General features: G+C 67.7%; 20 protein-coding genes. 9 read left to right on the top strand and 11 right to left on the bottom strand.

Annotation, left to right across the window (positions count from 1 at the left end):
- Window positions 1–30: 30 nt before the first annotated feature.
- Window positions 31–1,383 (top strand): glucarate dehydratase, encoded by a 1,353-nt coding sequence (gudD, locus tag CFB47_RS06075; protein ID WP_039348297.1) that lies wholly within the window; start codon window positions 31–33, stop codon window positions 1,381–1,383.
- A gap of 78 nt (window positions 1,384–1,461) precedes the next feature.
- Here gudD and CFB47_RS06070 read toward each other — a convergent pair whose 3' ends face one another.
- The 3 genes from CFB47_RS06070 to CFB47_RS06060 form a co-directional block, all read right to left on the bottom strand.
- The gene (locus CFB47_RS06070) at window positions 1,462–1,926 is read right to left on the bottom strand and encodes a DUF2214 family protein (protein ID WP_089460644.1); all 465 of its coding nucleotides are present in this window, start codon (window positions 1,924–1,926) and stop codon (window positions 1,462–1,464) included.
- A 39-nt stretch (window positions 1,927–1,965) separates the two neighbouring features.
- Entirely contained in the window at window positions 1,966–2,772 is an 807-nt protein-coding gene (locus CFB47_RS06065) for a hypothetical protein (RefSeq protein ID WP_089460643.1), read from the bottom strand.
- 237 nt (window positions 2,773–3,009) lie between these two features.
- Window positions 3,010–4,074 carry a glycosyltransferase family 4 protein gene (locus CFB47_RS06060; protein WP_006476459.1) on the bottom strand — a complete coding sequence of 355 codons (1,065 nt, stop codon included), beginning with the start codon at window positions 4,072–4,074 and terminating at the stop codon, window positions 3,010–3,012.
- A 562-nt stretch (window positions 4,075–4,636) separates the two neighbouring features.
- Here CFB47_RS06060 and CFB47_RS06055 point away from each other — a divergent pair.
- On the top strand, window positions 4,637–6,469 hold the full coding sequence (locus tag CFB47_RS06055; RefSeq protein ID WP_089439569.1) for an ABC transporter ATP-binding protein: 1,833 nt from the start codon (window positions 4,637–4,639) through the stop codon (window positions 6,467–6,469).
- A gap of 78 nt (window positions 6,470–6,547) precedes the next feature.
- On the opposite strand, the gene otsA is transcribed toward CFB47_RS06055, so the two are convergent.
- Together otsA and otsB are read right to left on the bottom strand one after the other, a co-directional pair.
- Entirely contained in the window at window positions 6,548–7,927 is a 1,380-nt protein-coding gene (gene otsA / locus CFB47_RS06050) for an alpha,alpha-trehalose-phosphate synthase (UDP-forming) (protein WP_089439568.1), read from the bottom strand.
- Complete coding sequence (gene otsB, locus CFB47_RS06045; RefSeq protein ID WP_089439567.1) at window positions 7,924–8,676, bottom strand: trehalose-phosphatase; 753 nt, start codon at window positions 8,674–8,676, stop codon at window positions 7,924–7,926. The genes otsA and otsB overlap by 4 nt, the downstream gene beginning before the upstream one ends.
- A 282-nt stretch (window positions 8,677–8,958) precedes the next feature.
- Here otsB and CFB47_RS06040 point away from each other — a divergent pair, with 282 nt between their 5' ends.
- From CFB47_RS06040 to CFB47_RS06030, 3 genes are read left to right on the top strand one after another with little or no spacing between them, the layout of a single operon-like run.
- On the top strand, window positions 8,959–9,594 hold the full coding sequence (locus CFB47_RS06040) for an SCO family protein (RefSeq protein ID WP_089439566.1): 636 nt from the start codon (window positions 8,959–8,961) through the stop codon (window positions 9,592–9,594).
- Between the two features lie 12 nt (window positions 9,595–9,606).
- Window positions 9,607–10,053, top strand: coding sequence for a copper chaperone PCu(A)C (locus CFB47_RS06035; RefSeq protein ID WP_089461361.1), 447 nt, complete (start codon window positions 9,607–9,609; stop codon window positions 10,051–10,053).
- A 10-nt stretch (window positions 10,054–10,063) separates the two neighbouring features.
- Complete coding sequence (locus tag CFB47_RS06030; protein ID WP_089460642.1) at window positions 10,064–10,936, top strand: cytochrome c oxidase assembly protein; 873 nt, start codon at window positions 10,064–10,066, stop codon at window positions 10,934–10,936.
- Window positions 10,937–10,961: 25 nt separating this feature from the next.
- On the opposite strand, the gene CFB47_RS06025 is transcribed toward CFB47_RS06030, so the two are convergent.
- Window positions 10,962–11,447 (bottom strand): GNAT family N-acetyltransferase, encoded by a 486-nt coding sequence (locus tag CFB47_RS06025; RefSeq protein ID WP_089455854.1) that lies wholly within the window; start codon window positions 11,445–11,447, stop codon window positions 10,962–10,964.
- A 125-nt stretch (window positions 11,448–11,572) separates the two neighbouring features.
- Window positions 11,573–12,445, bottom strand: a complete 873-nt coding sequence (locus CFB47_RS06020) for a pirin family protein (protein ID WP_089460641.1) — start codon at window positions 12,443–12,445, stop codon at window positions 11,573–11,575.
- A gap of 109 nt (window positions 12,446–12,554) precedes the next feature.
- Between CFB47_RS06020 and CFB47_RS06015 the strand changes: the two genes are divergently transcribed.
- Window positions 12,555–13,472, top strand: a complete 918-nt coding sequence (locus tag CFB47_RS06015) for a LysR family transcriptional regulator (RefSeq protein WP_069247501.1) — start codon at window positions 12,555–12,557, stop codon at window positions 13,470–13,472.
- Window positions 13,473–13,574: 102 nt separating this feature from the next.
- Window positions 13,575–14,078: a GAF domain-containing protein gene (locus tag CFB47_RS06010; protein ID WP_011351430.1), complete on the top strand. Its 504-nt coding sequence runs from the start codon at window positions 13,575–13,577 to the stop codon at window positions 14,076–14,078.
- A 158-nt stretch (window positions 14,079–14,236) separates the two neighbouring features.
- Here CFB47_RS06010 and map read toward each other — a convergent pair whose 3' ends face one another.
- Both map and CFB47_RS06000 read right to left on the bottom strand, forming a co-directional pair.
- On the bottom strand, window positions 14,237–15,043 hold the full coding sequence (gene map / locus CFB47_RS06005; RefSeq protein WP_089460640.1) for a type I methionyl aminopeptidase: 807 nt from the start codon (window positions 15,041–15,043) through the stop codon (window positions 14,237–14,239).
- On the bottom strand, window positions 15,043–15,279 hold the full coding sequence (locus tag CFB47_RS06000) for a ParD-like family protein (RefSeq protein ID WP_039348336.1): 237 nt from the start codon (window positions 15,277–15,279) through the stop codon (window positions 15,043–15,045). The genes map and CFB47_RS06000 overlap by 1 nt, the downstream gene beginning before the upstream one ends.
- A gap of 141 nt (window positions 15,280–15,420) precedes the next feature.
- On the opposite strand from CFB47_RS06000, the gene CFB47_RS05995 reads away from it, so the two are divergent.
- Both CFB47_RS05995 and CFB47_RS05990 read left to right on the top strand, forming a co-directional pair.
- The gene (locus CFB47_RS05995) at window positions 15,421–16,044 is read left to right on the top strand and encodes a helix-turn-helix domain-containing protein (RefSeq protein ID WP_089460639.1); all 624 of its coding nucleotides are present in this window, start codon (window positions 15,421–15,423) and stop codon (window positions 16,042–16,044) included.
- Between the two features lie 58 nt (window positions 16,045–16,102).
- Window positions 16,103–16,651, top strand: coding sequence for a GNAT family N-acetyltransferase (locus tag CFB47_RS05990; protein WP_089460638.1), 549 nt, complete (start codon window positions 16,103–16,105; stop codon window positions 16,649–16,651).
- Window positions 16,652–16,753: 102 nt separating this feature from the next.
- Here CFB47_RS05990 and CFB47_RS05985 read toward each other — a convergent pair whose 3' ends face one another.
- Together CFB47_RS05985 and CFB47_RS05980 are read right to left on the bottom strand one after the other, a co-directional pair.
- A complete protein-coding gene (locus CFB47_RS05985) occupies window positions 16,754–17,317 on the bottom strand; it encodes a TlpA disulfide reductase family protein (RefSeq protein WP_089460637.1) in 564 nt (187 codons plus the stop codon).
- Window positions 17,307–18,374, bottom strand: coding sequence for a hypothetical protein (locus tag CFB47_RS05980; RefSeq protein ID WP_089460636.1), 1,068 nt, complete (start codon window positions 18,372–18,374; stop codon window positions 17,307–17,309). The genes CFB47_RS05985 and CFB47_RS05980 overlap by 11 nt, the downstream gene beginning before the upstream one ends.
- Window positions 18,375–18,402: the final 28 nt, after the last annotated feature.

Genomic DNA, 18,402 nt, shown 5'->3' with positions numbered 1-18,402 from the left:
GCATTGCCCACCCTTTCGCCATCGCCGCCCATGAACGCCGTCACTGCCTCGCCCTCCCACGACACGCCGCGCATCGTCGACCTGCAAGCGATTCCGGTCGCCGGCCACGACAGCATGCTGCTCAACCTGAGCGGCGCACACGGCCCGTTCTTCACCCGCAACCTCGTGATCCTGAAGGACAGCGCGGGCCGCACCGGCGTCGGCGAAGTCCCGGGCGGCGAAAGCATCCGCCGCACGCTCGACGATGCGCGCGCGCTCGTCGTCGGCCAGCCGGTCGGCAATTACCACGCGGTGCTCAACGACGTGCGGCGCACCTTCGCCGATCGTGACGCGAGCGGCCGCGGGCTGCAGACCTTCGACCTGCGCACGACGATCCACGCGGTCACCGCGCTCGAAGCCGCGCTGCTCGACCTGCTCGGCCAGCATCTCGGCGTGCCGGTCGCCGCGCTGCTCGGCGAGGGCCAGCAGCGCGAGCGCGTCGAAATGCTCGGCTACCTGTTCTACATCGGCGACCGCACGAAGACCGCGCTCGCCTACCGCGACGGCAGCGGCGCGACCGACGACTGGACGCGCGTGCGCGACGAAGCCGCGCTGACGCCCGAGGCCGTCGTGCGGCTGGCCGAGGCCGCGCATGCGCGCTACGGTTTCAACGACTTCAAGCTGAAGGGCGGCGTATTCGAAGGCGCGAGCGAGATCGAGGCCGTGACGGCGCTCGCCGAGCGCTTCCCCGACGCGCGCGTGACGCTCGACCCGAACGGCGCGTGGTCGCTCGACGAGGCCGTGCGGCTGTGCCGCGACCAGCATCACGTGCTCGCGTACGCGGAAGATCCGTGCGGCGCGGAGAACGGCTACTCGGGCCGCGAGGTGATGGCCGAATTCCGCCGCGCGACCGGGCTGCCGACCGCCACCAACATGATTGCGACCGACTGGCGGCAAATGGGTCACGCGGTGCAGTTGCAGGCCGTCGACATCCCGCTCGCCGACCCGCACTTCTGGACGATGCAGGGTTCGGTGCGCGTCGCGCAGATGTGCCGCGACTGGGGCCTCACGTGGGGTTCGCATTCGAACAACCACTTCGACGTGTCGCTCGCGATGTTCACGCACGTCGCGGCCGCGGCACCCGGCCAGGTCACCGCGATCGACACGCACTGGATCTGGCAGGACGGCGAGCGGCTGACGCGCGAACCGCTGAAGATCGAGAACGGACTGGTGGAAGTGCCGAAACGGCCGGGGCTCGGCATCGATATCGACATGGATGCCGTCGCGGTCGCACACGAGCTGTACAAGCAGCACGGGCTCGGCGCCCGCGATGACGCGGCGGCGATGCAGTATCTGATTCCGGGCTGGACCTTCAACAACAAGCGCCCCTGCCTCGTGCGCTGAGTGCGGGTGCGGCCGGGCGGCAGGGTCGCCCGGTCGAGCCTGGGCCGGACCTAGCCGGCCGCACCTACCCGGCCAGGCCTAGCCGGCCGCCCCAATCCCCCGCGCCATCCCCGACGCGGCGAACACGATGACGATCACCAGCACCGCCTGCCAATGGCCGATCCGCACATAGGTGCGCCCACGGCCGAGATCGGGCATCCGCTGCTGACGCGTTGCAATGCGCCACCGGATCAGCCCGAGCATCGGCACGACCTCGAGCAGCAGGAGCACCACGAGCGCGGTCATCTTCAGGTGAAAGAGCGGTTCGTGCAGGTAGTACGCGGCGCCCTTCTCGAAACCGCCGAACGCGCGCATCAGGCCCGTCGCGATCAGCATGAGTGCCGATAGCCCCCACGCGGCATCCGCCTTGAATACGCCCGGCAAGTCGGCCGCCTGCGCCGACGCGATGAGCCGGCGCAACGCGCGGTTACGCCCCGCAATCGCGGCAAACGCGACGCCGAACGCACTCAGGTGAATGGCAGCCAGCAACCAGCGGACGATCATCACGCCTCCTTGTCGCCCGCATGCCGTGCGCGGGACTTGTCAGACGATCTGCTTGAGCGCGGCGTCGAGCGCGAGCACCGCGACGCGATCGCCTTCGGTCGCGAGCGGCGCACGCATGACGATCTGCCGGTTATGGCCGACGGCCGCCGGCGAATCCCACAGCAGTTCGACCTTCGGCCGATTGAAGAAGCTGCCGCGGCGCGGCGGCACGACGGCCGGCTGCGCGTCCGCTGCAACGTCGCCTGCGGCAGGCGCCGCGCGGCCGGGCCAGCGCACCGACAGCTCGCGCGCATCGTACTGGCCGACCTTGCGGCTTTCCATCCACACGATCGCGGTGCGCGTCAGCACGTCGAGCGAAATCGCATAACGGCCGACCGCGAAGCGGCGGGCGGCCACGTTGGTCCGCCACAGCGGCCGCGGGCGGCAGATCCAGACGATCGCCGCATAAAGCGCCGGTGCGGCGACGAGCCAGCCGTTGGTCGCCGTCACCGCATGCAGCGCGAGGCGCCAGCCGTCCACCCAGACGAACATGCCGATCGACCAGACCGCGAACAGGAAACCGATCAGCGCGAAGACGCGTAGCGCCTGGCGCAGCCATTGCGGCAGCGGATGGAACGGCCGTTCGGCGCGCGCGACGGCGCCCGGCAATGCGAGCAGCAGGAAGATCAGCAGCAGGTAGATGAACGCCCAGGGCGACGACACCATCGCCGACAGCGACGAGCGATAGCCCATCTGGGACATCGAGAACAGCCAGCGCGCGAGCAGCACGAGACCGATCGCACGCAACGCGAAGATCACACCGGCGCCGGGGGCCGGCGCTGCGCGCGTGGATTTCGTTCTCGCCAAGACTGCTCTCCTCTGGATATTCGTGCGGGGCCGGATTTCACGGCACGGCCATTATAGGGACATTACCGTCTGGACAGACGGACGGATGCCCTGCCGGGCCGCTTCGGGGGCCGTTCGCGGCGTCGGGCGCGGCGAGAATACAACAGATCCGCGCCGTGGATGTGACAACGCCCCGCCGGGAACCCGGACGGGGCGTCGATGGCAAGCCGCGCGCCGCAGCGCGGCGGCGGCCCGCAATCAGCTTGCGTTGACTTCGCGGAGCACCGTGCGGCGCTTCTGGCGCAGCAGCTCCTCGTAGCCCTTCACGTAGTTCTGCGCCATCACCTTCGACGAGAAGCGGGCTTCGAACGCGGCGCGGACCTTCTCGCGCGGCAGCGTATCGAGGCGCTTGAGCGCGGCAACGGCCGACAGCTCGTCTTCGACGACGAAGCCCGACACGCCGTTGTCGATCACTTCCGGCACCGAGCCGCGCTTGAATGCGATCACCGGCGTGCCGCAAGCCATCGCCTCGATCATCACCAGGCCGAAGGGCTCCGGCCAGTCGATCGGGAACAGCAGCGCGTGCGCGTTGCCGAGGAATTCGGTCTTTTCGGACTCGCTGATTTCACCGATGTACTCGACGTGCGGCAGCGCGAACAGCGGCTTGATCTTCTCTTCGTAGTACGCGCGGTCAGCCTTGTCGAGCTTCGCGGCGATCTTGATCGGCAGGCCGGCCTGCTCGGCGATGCGGATCGCCGTGTCGACGCGCTTCTCCGGCGAGATGCGGCCCAGGAACGCGAGGTAGCTCGGCTTGACGTTCGGGATCGGCGTCAGCAGGTTTTCCGGCAGGCCGTGGTAGACGGTCGACAGCCAGTTCGCCTGCGGCAGCGGGATGCGCTGGTTGTCGGAGATCGACACGACCGGCACGTCGCTGAATGCGTTGAAGATCGGCTGCAGTTCCGGCAGGTCGAGACGGCCGTGCATCGTCGTCAGATGCGGGACCGGCTGGCGCGAGAACAGCGAGAACGGGTAGTAGTCGATGTGGCAGTGCAGGACATCGAACTCTTCCGCGCGGCGGCGCACCTGCTCGAGGAGCAGCATGTGCGGGGCCATCACGTCGCGGATCGTCGGGTCGAGGCGCAGCGCCTGCGGCCAGCAGGCTTCGAGCTTCGCGGAGGTCTGCGAATCGCCGCTCGCGAAGAGCGTGACGTCATGCCCCATCTCGACGAGTGCTTCGGTGAGGTAGGACACCACTCGCTCGGTACCACCGTACAGTTTCGGGGGCACCGCTTCGTGCAACGGAGCGATTTGGGCGATTCGCATGCGTAACTCCTAAAAAATCGGCTAAAAACCAGGTATGGGTCGGCAACCTGCCGGCGGTCCGGGCTGGATGCGTGTCGTCCGAAGATCGGACGAATCAGCCTGCCGGGGGCGTCGAACCCGCGCTGCTCAAGGAGCGTCGGCGACGCGACAGGCATAGAACGTTTGAAACGAAGACCCGTTGACAGGGGTTCGTAAAAACCTGGAATCGAACCCGGAGCCGATTATCTAGGGTTAATCCCGATACGGCGCACAACATTTCAAACACTTTACTTTGTTACAAAGGTGCAACACTTTGCAACCCGCGGACTTGGGTGTCCGTTCTAGAGTGGAAGGCCCTTTTGGCATTCCTTGACCCCGTGACCGCCGGCAGCGTGATTCCGGCACATGAGGCAGGACGGGATGCCGGATTTTATCTCAAAATCGACCGCGAGCCCCTGGCCAAGGCAAGATTCGCGCAGCGCGACACGCGGGCTTGTTTACAATGCCGGATTATTCAGTCCGGGCGAACGCCGGCCTGCGATCCAGCCGCCACGCTCACTCACCGAATCACCGCACGCATATTTTGGAATCTCTCACCCCTGCCCAGCGCAACGCCCACAACGCGAAGCTGTCGAGCTACGCGCATCGACCGATCGCGTTCCTGTTCCGCTACATCCGCCTGCACCCCGTCGCCCACCTGATCGTGCTCTTCAGCGTGCTGGCCGCCGTCGGCTGCGCGCTCGGCTCGCAATACGCGATCAAGCACCTGATCGACGTGCTGGCGACCGGGCGGCATCACCCCGGCCCGCTGTGGAGCGCGTTCGCGCTGCTCGTCGGGCTGATTGCGGCCGACAACCTGCTGTGGCGCGTCGGCGGCTGGTTCGCCGCGCACACGTTCGTCGCGGTCACCGGCGACCTGCGGCGCGACCTGTTCCAGTACCTGATCGGCCATTCGCCCACCTACTACGCCGAAAAGCAGCCCGGCACGCTGGCGAGCCGCATCACGGCCACGTCGAACGCCGTCTACACGTCGGAGAACACGATGGCGTGGAACGTGCTGCCGCCGTGCATCGCGGTGATGGGCGCGATCCTGATGATCATCGTCGTCAATCCGATGATGGCCGCCGGCCTGCTCGGCTGTTCGGCCGTGCTGTCCGTCATCCTGTTCAAGCTCGCCGGGCGCGGCTCGGCCCGCCACCACGCGTTCGCGGCGAAGGCCGCGGCGGTCGACGGCGAGCTCGTCGACGTGATCGGCAACATGGGCCTCGTGCGGGCGTTCGGGATGACGCTGCGCGAGCAGAAGCGCTTCGGCGCGACGGTCAAGGCCGAGATGGATGCGCGCCAGCAGAGCCTGCTCTATCTCGAGAAGCTGCGCCTGCTGCACGCGGTGATCACCGCGATGTTGTCCGCCGGCCTGCTCGGCTGGGCGCTGTGGCTGTGGGACCAGGGCCGCGCAACGTCGGGCGACATCGTGCTCGTCAGCTCGCTCGGCTTCACGATCCTGCACGGCACGCGCGATCTCGCGGTCGCGCTCGTCGACGTCACGCAGCACATCGCGCGCCTGTCCGAAGCCGTCAAGACGCTGCTCGAGCCGCACGGGATGCCTGACCGCTCCGACGCGCAGCCGCTGTCGGCCAAGGGCGGCCGCGTCGATTTCGAGCGCGTGACGTTCGCGTATCCGCACCGCCGCGCGATCCTCGACCACTTCGACCTCCATATCGAGCCGGGCCAGCGCGTCGGCCTGATCGGCAAGTCGGGCGCCGGCAAGTCGACCGTGCTCGCGCTGCTGCAGCGCTTCTACGACACGCAGGACGGCGCCGTGCAGGTCGACGGCCAGGACGTGAAGACGATCACGCAGGACAGCCTGCGCCAGGCGATCGCGCTCGTGCCGCAGGACATCTCGCTGCTGCACCGGACGATCTACGACAACATCGCGTACGGCCGCCCCGACGCGACCCGCGACGAAGTGCTCGCGGCCGCGCGCGACGCGCGCTGCGCGGAATTCATCGAAGCGATGCCCGAAGGCTATGACACGATCGTCGGCGACCGCGGCGTCAAGCTGTCGGGCGGCCAGCGCCAGCGCATCGCGATCGCGCGCGCGATCCTGAAGGATGCGCCGATCCTGCTGCTCGACGAAGCGACCTCCGCGCTCGACAGCGCATCCGAGGAAGCGATCCAGAGCGCGCTCGACCGCCTGATGGTCGGCCGCACGGTGATCGCGATCGCCCACCGCCTGTCGACACTGCGCAACTTCGACCGGATCATCGTGATGAACAACGGCAAGGTGATCGACGACGGCCCGCCCGACGTGCTGCGCAACCGCCCGGGCCTGTACCGCGACCTGCTCGCGAAACAGCACGGCCGCCATCACCCCGCACCGGACGGCAGCACGCCGACCGGCGAACGCGTGGCCTGACACCTCGGCTGCAGCCGACAAAAAAAAGCCGCAGTGCTTCACGCACTGCGGCTTTTTTATTGCTCGATGACCCGCCGTTTACGCGTGCTGCAGATCGCGCAGGAAGTTGTCGCGCCACACCGACACGTTGTTCTCGCGAAGCTGCGCGATCATGTCCGTATAACGCGCGCGCCGCTCGGCGAGCGGCATCGTCAGCGCCTGCGACAGCGCATCGGCCATCCCGTCGATATCGATCGGATTGACGATCAGCGCCCCCGTCAGCTCGCGTGCGGCGCCGGCGAAGCGCGACAGCACGAGCACGCCCGGGTCCTCCGGGTTCTGCGCGGATACGTATTCCTTCGCGACGAGGTTCATCCCGTCGCGCAGCGGCGTCACGTAGCCGACCCGCGCGAGCCGGTACAGCGCAGCGAGCAGCTGGCGGTCGTACTGGCGATGGATATAGAGGATCGGCGCCCAGTCGAGCTCGGCGAAGCGTCCGTTGATGCGCCCCGACTCCCCTTCGAGCTGCAGGCGAATGTCCTGGTACGCGCGCAGCTCCGCGCGCGTCGACGGCGCGATCTGCAGGAACGACACGCGATTGCGATGCGACGGCTCGTGCTCGAGCAGCTTCTCGAACGCGCGGAAGCGCTCGACGAGCCCCTTCGAGTAATCGAGCCGGTCGACGCTCATGATCAGCTTGCGGCCGCGCAGCGACGTCGCGAGCGTGCGCACCGCCTTGCCGTGCTCGCCGGCCTGCGCGAGCGATGCGATCTCGTCCGGATGCACGCCGATCGGATAGGCGGCCGCGCGCAGCGTCCGGCCGAATGCGCGCACCGTCGCCAGGTGGCCGTTGCGCTCGATCGCGCCGTCCGCTTCCGACTCGACGTAGTCGCAGAACGCGCGCAGGTCGGGCTCGGTCTGGAAGCCGAGCAGGTCGAACGCGCACAGCGACTCGACGAGGTCGCGATGCGGCGGCACGCTGACGAGCACCTGCGCAGCCGGAAACGGGATGTGCAGGAAGAAGCCGATGCGGTTCTTCACGCCGGCCGCGCGCAGCGCGCGCGCGAACGGGATCAGGTGATAGTCGTGCACCCAGATCACGTCGTCGTCCTGCAGCAGCGGCACGAGCTGCTGGGCGAGCCACACGTTCACGCGGCCATAGCCTTCGAACTCGTGACGGTCGTACTGGATCAGGTCGGTGCGGTAGTGAAACGCGGGCCACAGCGTCGCGTTCGAGAAGCCGCGGTAATACTGGTCGTAATCGCGCCGCGACAGGCCGATGGTCGCGAACGTGACCGGCCCGTGCTCCTCGACGCGGATCTGCGGTGCGCCGGACGCGACGACCTCGCCGCTCCAGCCGAACCACATGCCGCCCGTCTCCTTCAGCGCATCGTAGACACCGATCGCAAGACCGCCCGCCGCCGGTTCGCCTTCCGAAATCGGCGCGACGCGGTTTGAAACAATGATGAGGCGACTCATGCGTCCGGCTGCTCCGCACCGAGCCAGCGCGCGATTTGCTCATGCAGCGCGTCGACCGAATCGAGCCGCGTGCGGGCGGACGTCTCGCCCGCGCCGATCTTGATCGACAGCCCCCCGCGCGCGTTGACCACCGCGAAGCCCTTCTCGTCGGTCAGGTCGTCGCCCGCGAACACCGGCACACGGCCGGCAAACGGCGGCTCGTCGAGGAACGCGGCGAGCGCGCGCCCCTTGTCGACGCCTTTCGGCTTGATCTCGAACACCATCTTGCCCGGCTGCAGCACATACGCATCGGCATAGTCGGCGACGAGGCGCTCGGTGGCCGCGCGCGCCGTCGCCTCGCGCTCGGGCGCGTTGCGGTAGTGCAGCGCGACGGCCGCGCCCTTGATTTCGAGCAGCATGCCCGGATGACGGTCGACGACGGCCGCCAGCTCGCGCTCGATGCGCAGCAGGCGTTCGTCGTTGAAGCCGATGCGCTGCGTGTCGCCGTTCGCATCGCGGCGCTCCGCGCCGTGCAGGCCGGCGATCGGCATGCCGGGCATCTTCAGGAACGTGTCGATGTTGTCGATGCCGCGCCCGGACACGATCGCGACCGCGCCGTGCGAGCGGCGCTGCAACGCGTCGAGCAGCGTCAACAGCGACGGCGGAACATGAATGCTGTCGGGCGTCGGCGCCAGTTCGACGAGCGTGCCGTCGAAGTCGAAGAAGAACGCGGTGTCGGTCAGGGACAGGGAAGCCGGAACGGATTGCATCGATTCGATAGTATGAGGGCCGGCCGGCAAACGCCGGGCGGCCGCTGCGCGAATGGAATTGTGCGCATCTTACCGCGCCTGCGCATCGAGATGGGCGAAACCGGTGCGGCGCTGGCGTCACGCCGCCGCGCGCGTCAACTGCGACATATTGCCCCGCTCGTTCGCGGCGTACGGGTTTCGAAAGGACGCGGGCGCGCGAATTGCGCTACAGTCGCAACCGCCTGCCGCGCGACGCATGGCGCCGCGCCGGCCGGCCACCATTCCGTCCGATCGAGCCCCAGGATGTCGTCTGCCTGCACCACGCCGCACCGGCGCTTCTCCCGCCTCATCCGCACGGCCGCGGCCCTCGCCGCCGCCGTGGCGCTCGCCGCGTGCACGCACGACGAGCCGCGCTGGAACCTGACCAACGTTACCGGCCACCTGCCCGACCTGTCGTTCACGCTGACGGGCGGCGACGGCCACCCCGTCGACGCCGATGCGTTCCACGGCCAGGTCGCGCTCGTCTACTTCGGCTACACGCACTGCCCCGATGTCTGCCCCGAAACGATGGCGCGGCTGATGGAAGTGCTGGCGAAGCTCGGCCCGCAGGCCGACAACGTGCGCATCCTGTTCGTCTCGGTCGACCCTGCCCGCGACACGCCGCAGGCAATGCAATCGTATGTCGCCGCGTTCGACGCCGCGCATGCGCGCGGCCTGACCGGCACCGACCGCCAGATCGAATCGCTCGCGAAGCGCTATCGCGTCGCCTACCAGATGGAAAAACGCGATCCGTCCGGCGGCTACGAAGTCACGCACAGCTCGGCCGTCTACATCTTCGACGCGCGCGGCCGCGCCCGCCTGCTTGCGACCGACCGCGACTCGCCCGACGCCATCGCCGCCGATCTGCGCCGGATCATCGACACCGCCCCCACTACCTGAATGCATCCCGACATGAAAACGACAACGCCCCTCAAGACGCTCGCCCTCCTCGCCGCGCTGTGCGCAGGCGCCCATGCGTATGCCGCCGGCGCGATCACCGCGCAGAACGCCTGGGTGCGCTGGCTGCCGAACAAGCTGCCGGCCGGCGGCTACGTGACGCTCGTGAATACGAGCGACAAGCCGGTCGATCTCGTCGACGTCGACAGCCCCGACTACGGGATGGCGATGCTGCACCAGACCGTCTCGAACGGCTCGACGCAGAAAATGGAAATGGTCGACAAGCTGACGATCCCCGCGCGCGGCAAGGTCGACATCGCGCCGGGCGGCTACCACTTCATGCTCGAGGAGCCGAAGCACGCGATCAAGCCGGGCGACACCGTACACCTGCGCCTGAAGTTCTCCGACGGCGAAACGATCGATGCGCCGTTCGCCGTGAAATCGCCGGCCCAGGCGAAGTGATGCGCGCGCGATGAACCTCCTGTACTGGCTCGATCCGTGGGAACCGTCGCCCACCGTGGTGATCGCGGTGCTGACCGCCGCCGTGCTGTTCGCACGCGGCGTGAAGAAGGCGAAGGTGTCGCCGCTGCGGCAGTTATCGTTCTGGTTCGGGCTGACGGCGCTCTACATCGCGCTGCATACGCGGCTCGACTATTTCTTCGAGCACGAATTCTTCCTGCACCGCGCGCAGCATCTGGTGCTGCACCACCTCGGGCCGTTCTTCATCGCGCTGTCGTATCCGGGCGCCGCGATGCGCGCGGGCATTCCGTTCCGCTGGCGGCAGCGTTTCGTGCGCCCCGCGCTCGCGTGGGCGCCCGTGCGCGCGACGCTCGACGTGGTGTTCCATCCCGTCGTCGCGGTCGTGCTGTTCGTCGGGCTGATCTATTTCTGGCTGCTGTCGCCGATTCACTTCATCGCGATGCTCGACTGGCGTCTCTATCGCGTGATGAACTGGAGCATGGTGATCGACGGGCTGCTGTTCTGGTGGCTCGTCGTCGATCCGCGTCCCGCGCCGCCCGCGCGGTTGTCGCCGGGCCGCCGGATCCTGATCGTCGTCGCGGCGATTCCGCCGCAGATCGCGCTCGGCGCGCTGATCTTCTTCACGCCGCACGAGCTGTATCCGATCTATTCGATCTGCGGCCGTGCGTTCACATGGCTGAACCCGCTGCGTGACCAGCAGATCGGCGGCCTGCTGCTGTGGATTCCCGGCTCGATGATGAGCGTGATCGGCGCGCTGATCGCGCTGCGCCACTGGCTGCGGCTGTCCGCGCGCGGCCGCCTGATCGATGAACGGGCCGCGGCACAGCGCGCAGCCCGGCCGCCGGTCGCGCACGCCGCGCACTGACTGCCGCGCGGCGCGGCGCATCGCATTACGCGCGTGCGCTGCTCATCCACACGTGCGGGATGCCGTCCTCGTCGTGCACGTCCGAACTCGGCGCGAAGCCGAATGCCCCGTAAAAACGCTGCAAGTGGGCCTGCGCATGCAGGCTCACCGGCGTATCCGGCCACTGCGCACGGATATGCTCGAGCGCGCGCGACAGCAGCCCGTTGCCGAGACCTGCGCCGCGAAACGCGGCGGTCGTCAGCACGCGGCCGATGCGGACGTCGGTGTGCTGCGCATCGGGCAGCAGCACGCGCAGATAGCCGGCCAGGCGGCCTGCCGGATCGAAGGCGGCCAGGTGCCATGCGGCCTGATCCGCATCGTCGATGTCGCGATACACGCAGTTCTGCTCGACGACGAATACCGCGCTGCGCGCTTCGAGGATCGAATAGACTTCGCGCGCCGTCAGCGCGTCGAAGGACTTCCAGCGCCAGTCGAGATCGGCGGCGCTCGGGGATGCAGCGGATGCGTTCATGGTCGGTCCTGATTCGGGCGCGCCGGCCGGCGCGCGGCAATCGACGATTATGCCTCGAAGCGCACCCGCGGCGCGACCGACTGCCCGCGCACAAAAAAGGCCCCGCATTGCGCGGGGCCTGTCCGTCATGCCGGCATCTGGCCGAAGCGGCCGCTGTTGAAGTCGTCGATCGCGGTACGAATCTCCGCTTGCGAGTTCATCACGAACGGCCCGTAACCGACGACGGGTTCGTCGATCGGTTCGCCGCTCAGGATCAGCAGCTTCGCGTCGCCGTTCGCTTCGATCTCGACATCGCTGCCGTCGCGGCCGAGTTGCACGAACTGCGCTTCGCGGGCGACCGTCTCGCCGTTCACCTGCACGGTGCCGCTCAGCACGACCACCGCGAGCGTACGCCCTTCGGCGATCGGGAACCGCGCATGGCCGCCGGCCACGAGCCGCACGTCCCACACGTCGATCGGCGTATGCGTGCGGGCCGGCCCACGCCGCCCGTCGAACTCACCCGCGATGATCCGCGCACGCCCCGCGCCGTCCGGCAGCTCGACCACGGGGATGTCGGCGTTCAGCAGCGTCTGGTAGCCGGGCGCGCCCATCTTGTCCGCGGCGGGCAGGTTCACCCACAGCTGCACCATCTCGAGCGGGCCGCCCCGCTGCGTGAACCCTTCCGAGTGGAATTCCTCATGCAGGATCCCGCTCGCGGCCGTCATCCACTGCACGTCGCCCGGGCCGATCACGCCGCCCGCGCCGGTCGAGTCGCGGTGCGCGACCTCGCCGTCATAGACGATCGTCACCGTCTCGAACCCGCGGTGCGGATGCTGGCCGACACCGCGCGGTGCCGAGGCCGAGCCCGGCTCGAACGTGGTCGGGCCGGCGTAATCGAGCAGCAGGAACGGGCTCAGGTGCGCACCGTGGGACTGGTAGCTGAACATCGAACGCACCGGGAAACCGTCGCCGACCCAATGGCCGCGCGGCGCACTGTACACACCCTGGATCTTCTTCATTGCCTTCTCCGAATTGCGGCGAAACACGTGTTTCGCATCCTGGGTAGAAATATAGTGATGGAACGATCGATCCGGTAGACTCCCAAAATCGCACGCAGCGTTTCATTTCATGAACGATAAAGCGCGGGATCTGAACGATCTCTATTACTTTGTACAGGTCGTCGAACACGGTGGCTTCGCACCGGCCGGGCGGGCGCTGGACATGCCGAAATCGAAGCTGAGCCGCCGCATCGCGCTGCTCGAGGCGCGGCTCGGGATGCGGCTGATCCAGCGCTCGACACGCCGTTTCACGGTCACCGACGTCGGCCAGACCTATTACGCGCATTGCCGCGCGATGCTCGTCGAGGCCGACGCCGCCGACGAGGCGATCGCGCTGCTGCACGAGGAACCACGCGGCATCGTGCGCGTCAGTTGCCCGATCGTGCTGCTCGATTCACTGGTCGGCACGATGATCGCCGCGTTCATGGTCGCATGCCCGCGCGTCGAGATTCATCTGGAAGCGACCAACCGGCGCGTCGACGTGGTCGGCGAAGGGATCGACGTCGCGATCCGTGTACGCCCGCCGCCGCTCGAAGACAGCGATCTCGCGCTGCGCGTGCTGGCCGAGCGCGGCCAGTGCCTCGTCGCAAGCCCGGCGCTGCTGCGCGAGCACGGCGCACCGGCCGTTCCCGCCGATCTCGCGCGCCTGCCGAGCCTCGATCACGGCGCCCCGCAGTCCGCGCACGTGTGGCGGCTGCGCGGGCCCGACGGCGCTCACGCGGAAATTCATCACCAGCCGCGCTTCGTGACGGGCGGCATGCTCGCGCTGCGCGCGGCGGCCGTCGCGGGCGTCGGCATCGTGCAGTTGCCGACGATGATGGTGCGCGACGAGGTCGCGCGCGGCGAGCTGGTGACCGTGCTGCCCGACTGGGCGCCGCGCCGCGAAATCGTGCACGCGGTGTTCGCGTCGCGCCGGGGGTTGCTGCCCGCGGTGCGTGCCCTGCTGGATTTTCTCGCGGAGCGGTTTGCCGAACTCGAGCCCGATTGAGCGCGCCGCTTCATGCGCGACCGGGCGCTGCAAACCCTGCGCGCGTGCCGTAGACTGCGGTACGCGCATCGCGCATTCCACAACCCTGATTGCTTTCCCGCCATGTTCACGCTGTCCAACGACCCCAACGCCTCCAAGGCCGACCAATACGCAACGCTCGTCGAGCAGGCACGCGCGCTCGTCGAGTCCGAACGCGACCTGACCGCGAATGCGGCCAACTTCTCCGCGCTGGTCTACCACTCGCTCGACCGTCTCAACTGGGCCGGCTTCTACTTTTTCGACGGGACGGAACTCGTGGTCGGGCCGTTCCAGGGCAAGCCCGCCTGCGTGCGGATCGCGCTCGGCAAGGGCGTGTGCGGCACGGCGGCGCAGACGCGCGAGACGCAAGTCGTGCGCGACGTGCATGACTTCCCCGGCCATATCGCGTGCGACGCCGCCTCGGAATCGGAAATCGTCGTGCCGCTGGTGGCCGCCGACGGCACGCTGATCGGCGTGTGGGACGTCGACAGCCCGGTCGCCGCGCGCTTCGACGACGAAGACCGCAAGGGGATGGAAGCGCTGTGCCGCGTGTTCGTCGAATCCGCGTGGCAGAAGGCACGCGGTTGAGCCCAGGCCGGGCCGCGCTCCGCCACCGAGCAACTGGTCCCCGCGTTCACGCGTAAATCGCGCCGCGCTTCGCGGCCTCGAACGAAAACGAAACGGGCCCCGCAAAGGGGCCCGTTCCACTGTGCCACCGCACCACCGTTCGTGGCGCACTGCAGGTATCAGGCGGCGTGCGTGCCCGACAACACCGGGAACGCCTGAGGCTTCGCGTCCTCGGTCAGCACCTCGAAGCCCGTTTCTGTCACCACGACCATGTGCTCCCATTGGGCCGACAGCGAATGGTCCTTCGTGACCACCGTCCAGCCGTCCGCCAGCATGCGCGTGTCGCGCTTGCCCGCGTTGAGCATCGGCTCGATCGTGAAGATCATCCCCGGCCGGAGCGGCACGCCGGTGCCCGGGCGGCCGTAGTGCAGCACCTGCGGCTCATCGTGATAGACATCGCCGATGCCGTGCCCGCAATATTCGCGAACCACGCTGAATCCTTCGCGATGCGCGACCTGCTGGATCGCGTATCCGACGTCGCCGAGCGTCGCACCCGGACGCACCGCGCGGATGCCCGCGTGCATCGCCTCATAGGTCGTCGCGACGAGGCGCCGCGCGAGTTCGTTCGGTTCGCCGACGAAATACATGCGGCTCGTATCGCCGAACCAGCCGTCCTTGATCACCGCGATGTCGAGGTTCACGATATCGCCGTCGCGCAGCGGCCGCGACGTCGGAATGCCGTGGCACACCACGTGATTGACCGACGCGCACACGGTTTTCGGATAGCCGTGATAGCCGATGTTCGCCGGGATCGCGCCGAGCACGTCGACGATGTAGTTGCGGCAGAGCACGTCCAGCTCGTCGGTGGTGACGCCCGGCTTCACGTGCTCGGTGATCATCGTCAGCACCTGCGACGCGAGCTTCGCGGCTTCACGCGACTTGGCGATTTCCGCGCCGCCGCGGATCGGGATTTCTCGTTTCGCCATTACGCCACCTGCTCGATACCGTGCTCGACCGGTTCCGCCGGCCCCGTCTCGCCGCCCCGTGCTTCGGCCTCGATCAGCATCCGGCAGATGTCGCCGTAGGACAGCGCCGGATTGAGTTCCGCCAGCATCCCGACGCGCAACCAGTGTTCGGCCTGTGCATTGATCGAGCGGCTCAGCGCCGTGCTGGTCGAGCGCAGCCGCTCGTGCATGTGCTCGGAAATCTTGATGATGCCCATATATCCCCAATTAAGCGAAACGTAGTCGATTCGTATATTACGCCGCGCACGACCGCCGGGCAAGCCATTCGAATTCCGTCGAACCGACTGAGGTCGATCCCGTTGACATCGAATTCCAGTTTGCTGGAAAATAAATCCATCATGAAAGAATCAGCGACCACCGTTGCCGACGACACCGGCATCAACGAACGCATTGCCCGGCGCGTACGCGACCTGCGCACCGTGCGAGGCTACACGCTCGATGCGCTGGCCGCGCGCTCCGGCGTCAGTCGTTCGATGATCTCGCTCATCGAACGCGCTTCGGCGAGCCCGACGGCGGTCGTGCTCGACAAGCTCGCGGCCGGGCTCGGCGTGTCGCTGGCCGGCCTGTTCGGCGGCGACCCGGACGATACGCCCGCGCAGCCGCTGGCCCGCCGCGCGCAGCAGGCCGAATGGCGAGATCCCGCGTCCGGCTATGTGCGGCGCAACCTCTCCCCGGCCGGCTGGCCGTCGCCGATCCAGCTCGTCGAGGTGGATTTCCCGCCCGGTGCACGCGTCGCGTACGACAGCGGCGGACGCGAAAGCGCGCTGCATCAGCAGGTATGGGTCATCAGTGGCCGCGTCGACGTCACGTTCGGCGACGCGCTTCACGAACTTCACGAAGGCGACTGCCTGGCCATGCGGCTCGACCAGCCGCTGATTTTCAGCAATCCGTCGTCGCATGCCGCGCGCTATGTCGTCGCGATCTGCGATGCGTCTGCCGCCGCCGGCGTGTGGAACCCCTGATGAGCGCGTCATCGCAGCAGCGATGCGCGCGCCCTATTTATTGCCTACAGGAGCCGGTATGAATTCCCCGAAACAGCGCGACGACGTGCGCCTGATCGATTGCAGCGAAGCCGAGCATGCGCCGGCCATCCTCGAGATCCTGAACGACGCGATCGCGAACTCGACCGCACTGTACGACTACAAGCCGCGTCCGCCGGAAGCGATGGTCGCGTGGTTCGCGGCGAAGCGCGCGGGCGGCTTCCCGGTCATCGGCGCGGTCGACGCAGCGGGCACGCTGCTGGGCTTTGCGAGCTGGGGCACGTTCCGCGCGTTTCCCGCCTTCAAGTACACGGTCGAACACAGTGTGTACGTGCATCGCGACCAGCGCGGCCGCGGGCTGGGCGAGGTGCTGCTGCGCGAAGTGGTCCGGCGCGCGCGTGAAGCGCAGGTGCACGTGGTGGTCGGCTGTATCGATGCGACCAATGCGGGAAGCATCGCACTGCATACGAAGCTCGGATTCGTGCACTCGGGCACGATCACGCAGGCGGGCTTCAAGTTCGGCCGCTGGCTCGATGCGGCGTTCTATCAGCTGACGCTCGACACGCCGGCGCAGCCGGTGGATGGTTGAGCCGAATGAAGTCGCGCACAACCCGTGTGCGCGCCATGCCGCCGTTCGGCCGGACCGACAGCGGCGTTCACTTCATTCGCACGCTGCCGGACCGTGTGCCCGCTATTTCCGCAAGAGCGGCGCAACGACGCGCTCGAGACGATCGGCAGTCCACGACGGTTGCGGATCGTCCCAGCCATTGTCGACGAGGAGCCCGTTCGGGTCGATCGTGAAGTTCACCGGGATCCGCCACATGCGCCCGTAGCCTCCGGCATAGGCACTGCCCAACAGCCCCACCGGAAAGCTCAGGCCGGCCGCCACCTGCCGCACCTCCGCGAGGTTGTCCGCCCCGTCCAGGCTGAAGCCGAGCACGCGCAGGCCGTCCGCCGCATGGCGCGCGGCATACGCGGACAACAGCGGCAGTTCGGTCCGGCAGGGCTCGCACCATGTGGCCCAGAAGGTCAGGATGACGACATAACCCCGCCAATCCTCGCTGGCGATGCTTTGTCCGTCGAGCGTATGCAGGACGAGGCCGGGCGCCGGACGGCCGACCGTCAGGCTGCCGGCCTGCGCCGCCGGCAGCCATCCGCCGACGCCGGCGCCCAGTGCAAGCCCTCCAGCCATGCGCAGCCAGTCGCGCCTCGCCCGGCGACGTCCGCTGCTTCCGCCAAAACCGTCAGAACGCATAGCTCGCCCCCACCGTGCCCGACCAGCGCGGAAACAGCTGATAGCCGCTGAGCCTGCTGTACAGCGCCTTCTGGACGAACGCATAGACGTTCAGGTTCTTCACGACGTTCACCGTCACGCCGGGCGACAGATAAACGACCGTGCCGGCCGTGTTGCCGGTGTCGGCGAGCGCCCCCTGGTCCGAACTCTTGCGCGTCACGTTGATCTGGAGCTGCGGCACGATCCTCGGGTTCTCCTCGTAACGCAGGCCGACGCTGACCGTCGCCTGGTTACCGGGCCGGAAGTCCTCGCCGAGGCCGCGCAGATTCTCGACCACCGCAACCTGGAATTGACCGTTGACGAACGCGTCGAAATTCTGGCTGATTGGCTGATAGTAGTACGCACCGACGATCAGATCGGTACTGCCCGTCCCGGGCTGCAGGCTCGTATCGAGGGCCTGGCCGTTCGCGCTGTTCGGGCCTGACGAGAAGAACACCGGGCTACGCCCGACGTTGGCGCCCGTCAGCACGTTCTGGCCGCCGTACTTTCCCGTCGGCAGCTTGACCCCCAGTTGCACGCCGAGATTGCGGGTCGGCAGGAAGCCCTGATAGCTGGCGATCAGCTTGATGTCGCCCAGCCCCTTGCTGGTGACGCCGCTCAGATTGTCGGATGTGAGCTGGTCCGGCGTGGCATTCCCGTACGTCGAGTGGCCCCGATCGACGAACGGCACGATCGCGCTGAAATTCCACTTGGGGTTCGGGCTGTAGCTGATGCCCAGGTTCCAGTAGCGATTGATCGTCTGGTTCTCGACTTCCTGGCTGCCGCCTGCCGCATTGATCGCCGCCGGTACGACGTTCGAAACCGCATGCGTTCCGCTGCGCAACTGGTTCTGCGGGATGAAGGTGTAGTCCAGGCTGATACGCCAGCCCGGCATGGCCGAATACCCGGTCGCGGCATCCGTGCTCAGCGAGCAGCCACAGGTCGCGCAGGCGTGGGCGGCAACCGGCAGGGTCAAGCCCGTCAGACAGGCGAGCGCGGCCAGCGCCGCGTCGACGGTCTGCTTCGATTCGATTCGCATTTCGTTCCCCTCTCATGTCGTGTGCATG

This window comes from Burkholderia sp. AU27893 (assembly GCF_002223205.1).
In the GTDB taxonomy this organism is placed as follows: domain Bacteria; phylum Pseudomonadota; class Gammaproteobacteria; order Burkholderiales; family Burkholderiaceae; genus Burkholderia.
This window is presented reverse-complemented; position numbering and strand designations above follow the sequence as displayed.

Excerpts from the sequence above, each read along its gene's own strand:
- gudD (WP_039348297.1), top strand. The coding sequence starts at position 31 with ATGAACGCCGTCACTGCCTCGCCCTCCCACGACACGCCGCGCATCGTC.
- CFB47_RS06070 (WP_089460644.1), bottom strand. The coding sequence starts at position 1,926 with ATGATCGTCCGCTGGTTGCTGGCTGCCATTCACCTGAGTGCGTTCGGC.
- CFB47_RS06060 (WP_006476459.1), bottom strand. The coding sequence starts at position 4,074 with ATGCGAATCGCCCAAATCGCTCCGTTGCACGAAGCGGTGCCCCCGAAA.
- otsA (WP_089439568.1), bottom strand. The coding sequence starts at position 7,927 with ATGAGTCGCCTCATCATTGTTTCAAACCGCGTCGCGCCGATTTCGGAA.
- otsB (WP_089439567.1), bottom strand. The coding sequence starts at position 8,676 with ATGCAATCCGTTCCGGCTTCCCTGTCCCTGACCGACACCGCGTTCTTC.
- CFB47_RS06040 (WP_089439566.1), top strand. The coding sequence starts at position 8,959 with ATGTCGTCTGCCTGCACCACGCCGCACCGGCGCTTCTCCCGCCTCATC.
- CFB47_RS06035 (WP_089461361.1), top strand. The coding sequence starts at position 9,607 with ATGAAAACGACAACGCCCCTCAAGACGCTCGCCCTCCTCGCCGCGCTG.
- CFB47_RS06030 (WP_089460642.1), top strand. The coding sequence starts at position 10,064 with ATGAACCTCCTGTACTGGCTCGATCCGTGGGAACCGTCGCCCACCGTG.
- CFB47_RS06025 (WP_089455854.1), bottom strand. The coding sequence starts at position 11,447 with ATGAACGCATCCGCTGCATCCCCGAGCGCCGCCGATCTCGACTGGCGC.
- CFB47_RS06020 (WP_089460641.1), bottom strand. The coding sequence starts at position 12,445 with ATGAAGAAGATCCAGGGTGTGTACAGTGCGCCGCGCGGCCATTGGGTC.
- CFB47_RS06015 (WP_069247501.1), top strand. The coding sequence starts at position 12,555 with ATGAACGATAAAGCGCGGGATCTGAACGATCTCTATTACTTTGTACAG.
- CFB47_RS06010 (WP_011351430.1), top strand. The coding sequence starts at position 13,575 with ATGTTCACGCTGTCCAACGACCCCAACGCCTCCAAGGCCGACCAATAC.
- map (WP_089460640.1), bottom strand. The coding sequence starts at position 15,043 with ATGGCGAAACGAGAAATCCCGATCCGCGGCGGCGCGGAAATCGCCAAG.
- CFB47_RS06000 (WP_039348336.1), bottom strand. The coding sequence starts at position 15,279 with ATGGGCATCATCAAGATTTCCGAGCACATGCACGAGCGGCTGCGCTCG.
- CFB47_RS05995 (WP_089460639.1), top strand. The coding sequence starts at position 15,421 with ATGAAAGAATCAGCGACCACCGTTGCCGACGACACCGGCATCAACGAA.
- CFB47_RS05990 (WP_089460638.1), top strand. The coding sequence starts at position 16,103 with ATGAATTCCCCGAAACAGCGCGACGACGTGCGCCTGATCGATTGCAGC.
- CFB47_RS05985 (WP_089460637.1), bottom strand. The coding sequence starts at position 17,317 with ATGCGTTCTGACGGTTTTGGCGGAAGCAGCGGACGTCGCCGGGCGAGG.
- CFB47_RS05980 (WP_089460636.1), bottom strand. The coding sequence starts at position 18,374 with ATGCGAATCGAATCGAAGCAGACCGTCGACGCGGCGCTGGCCGCGCTC.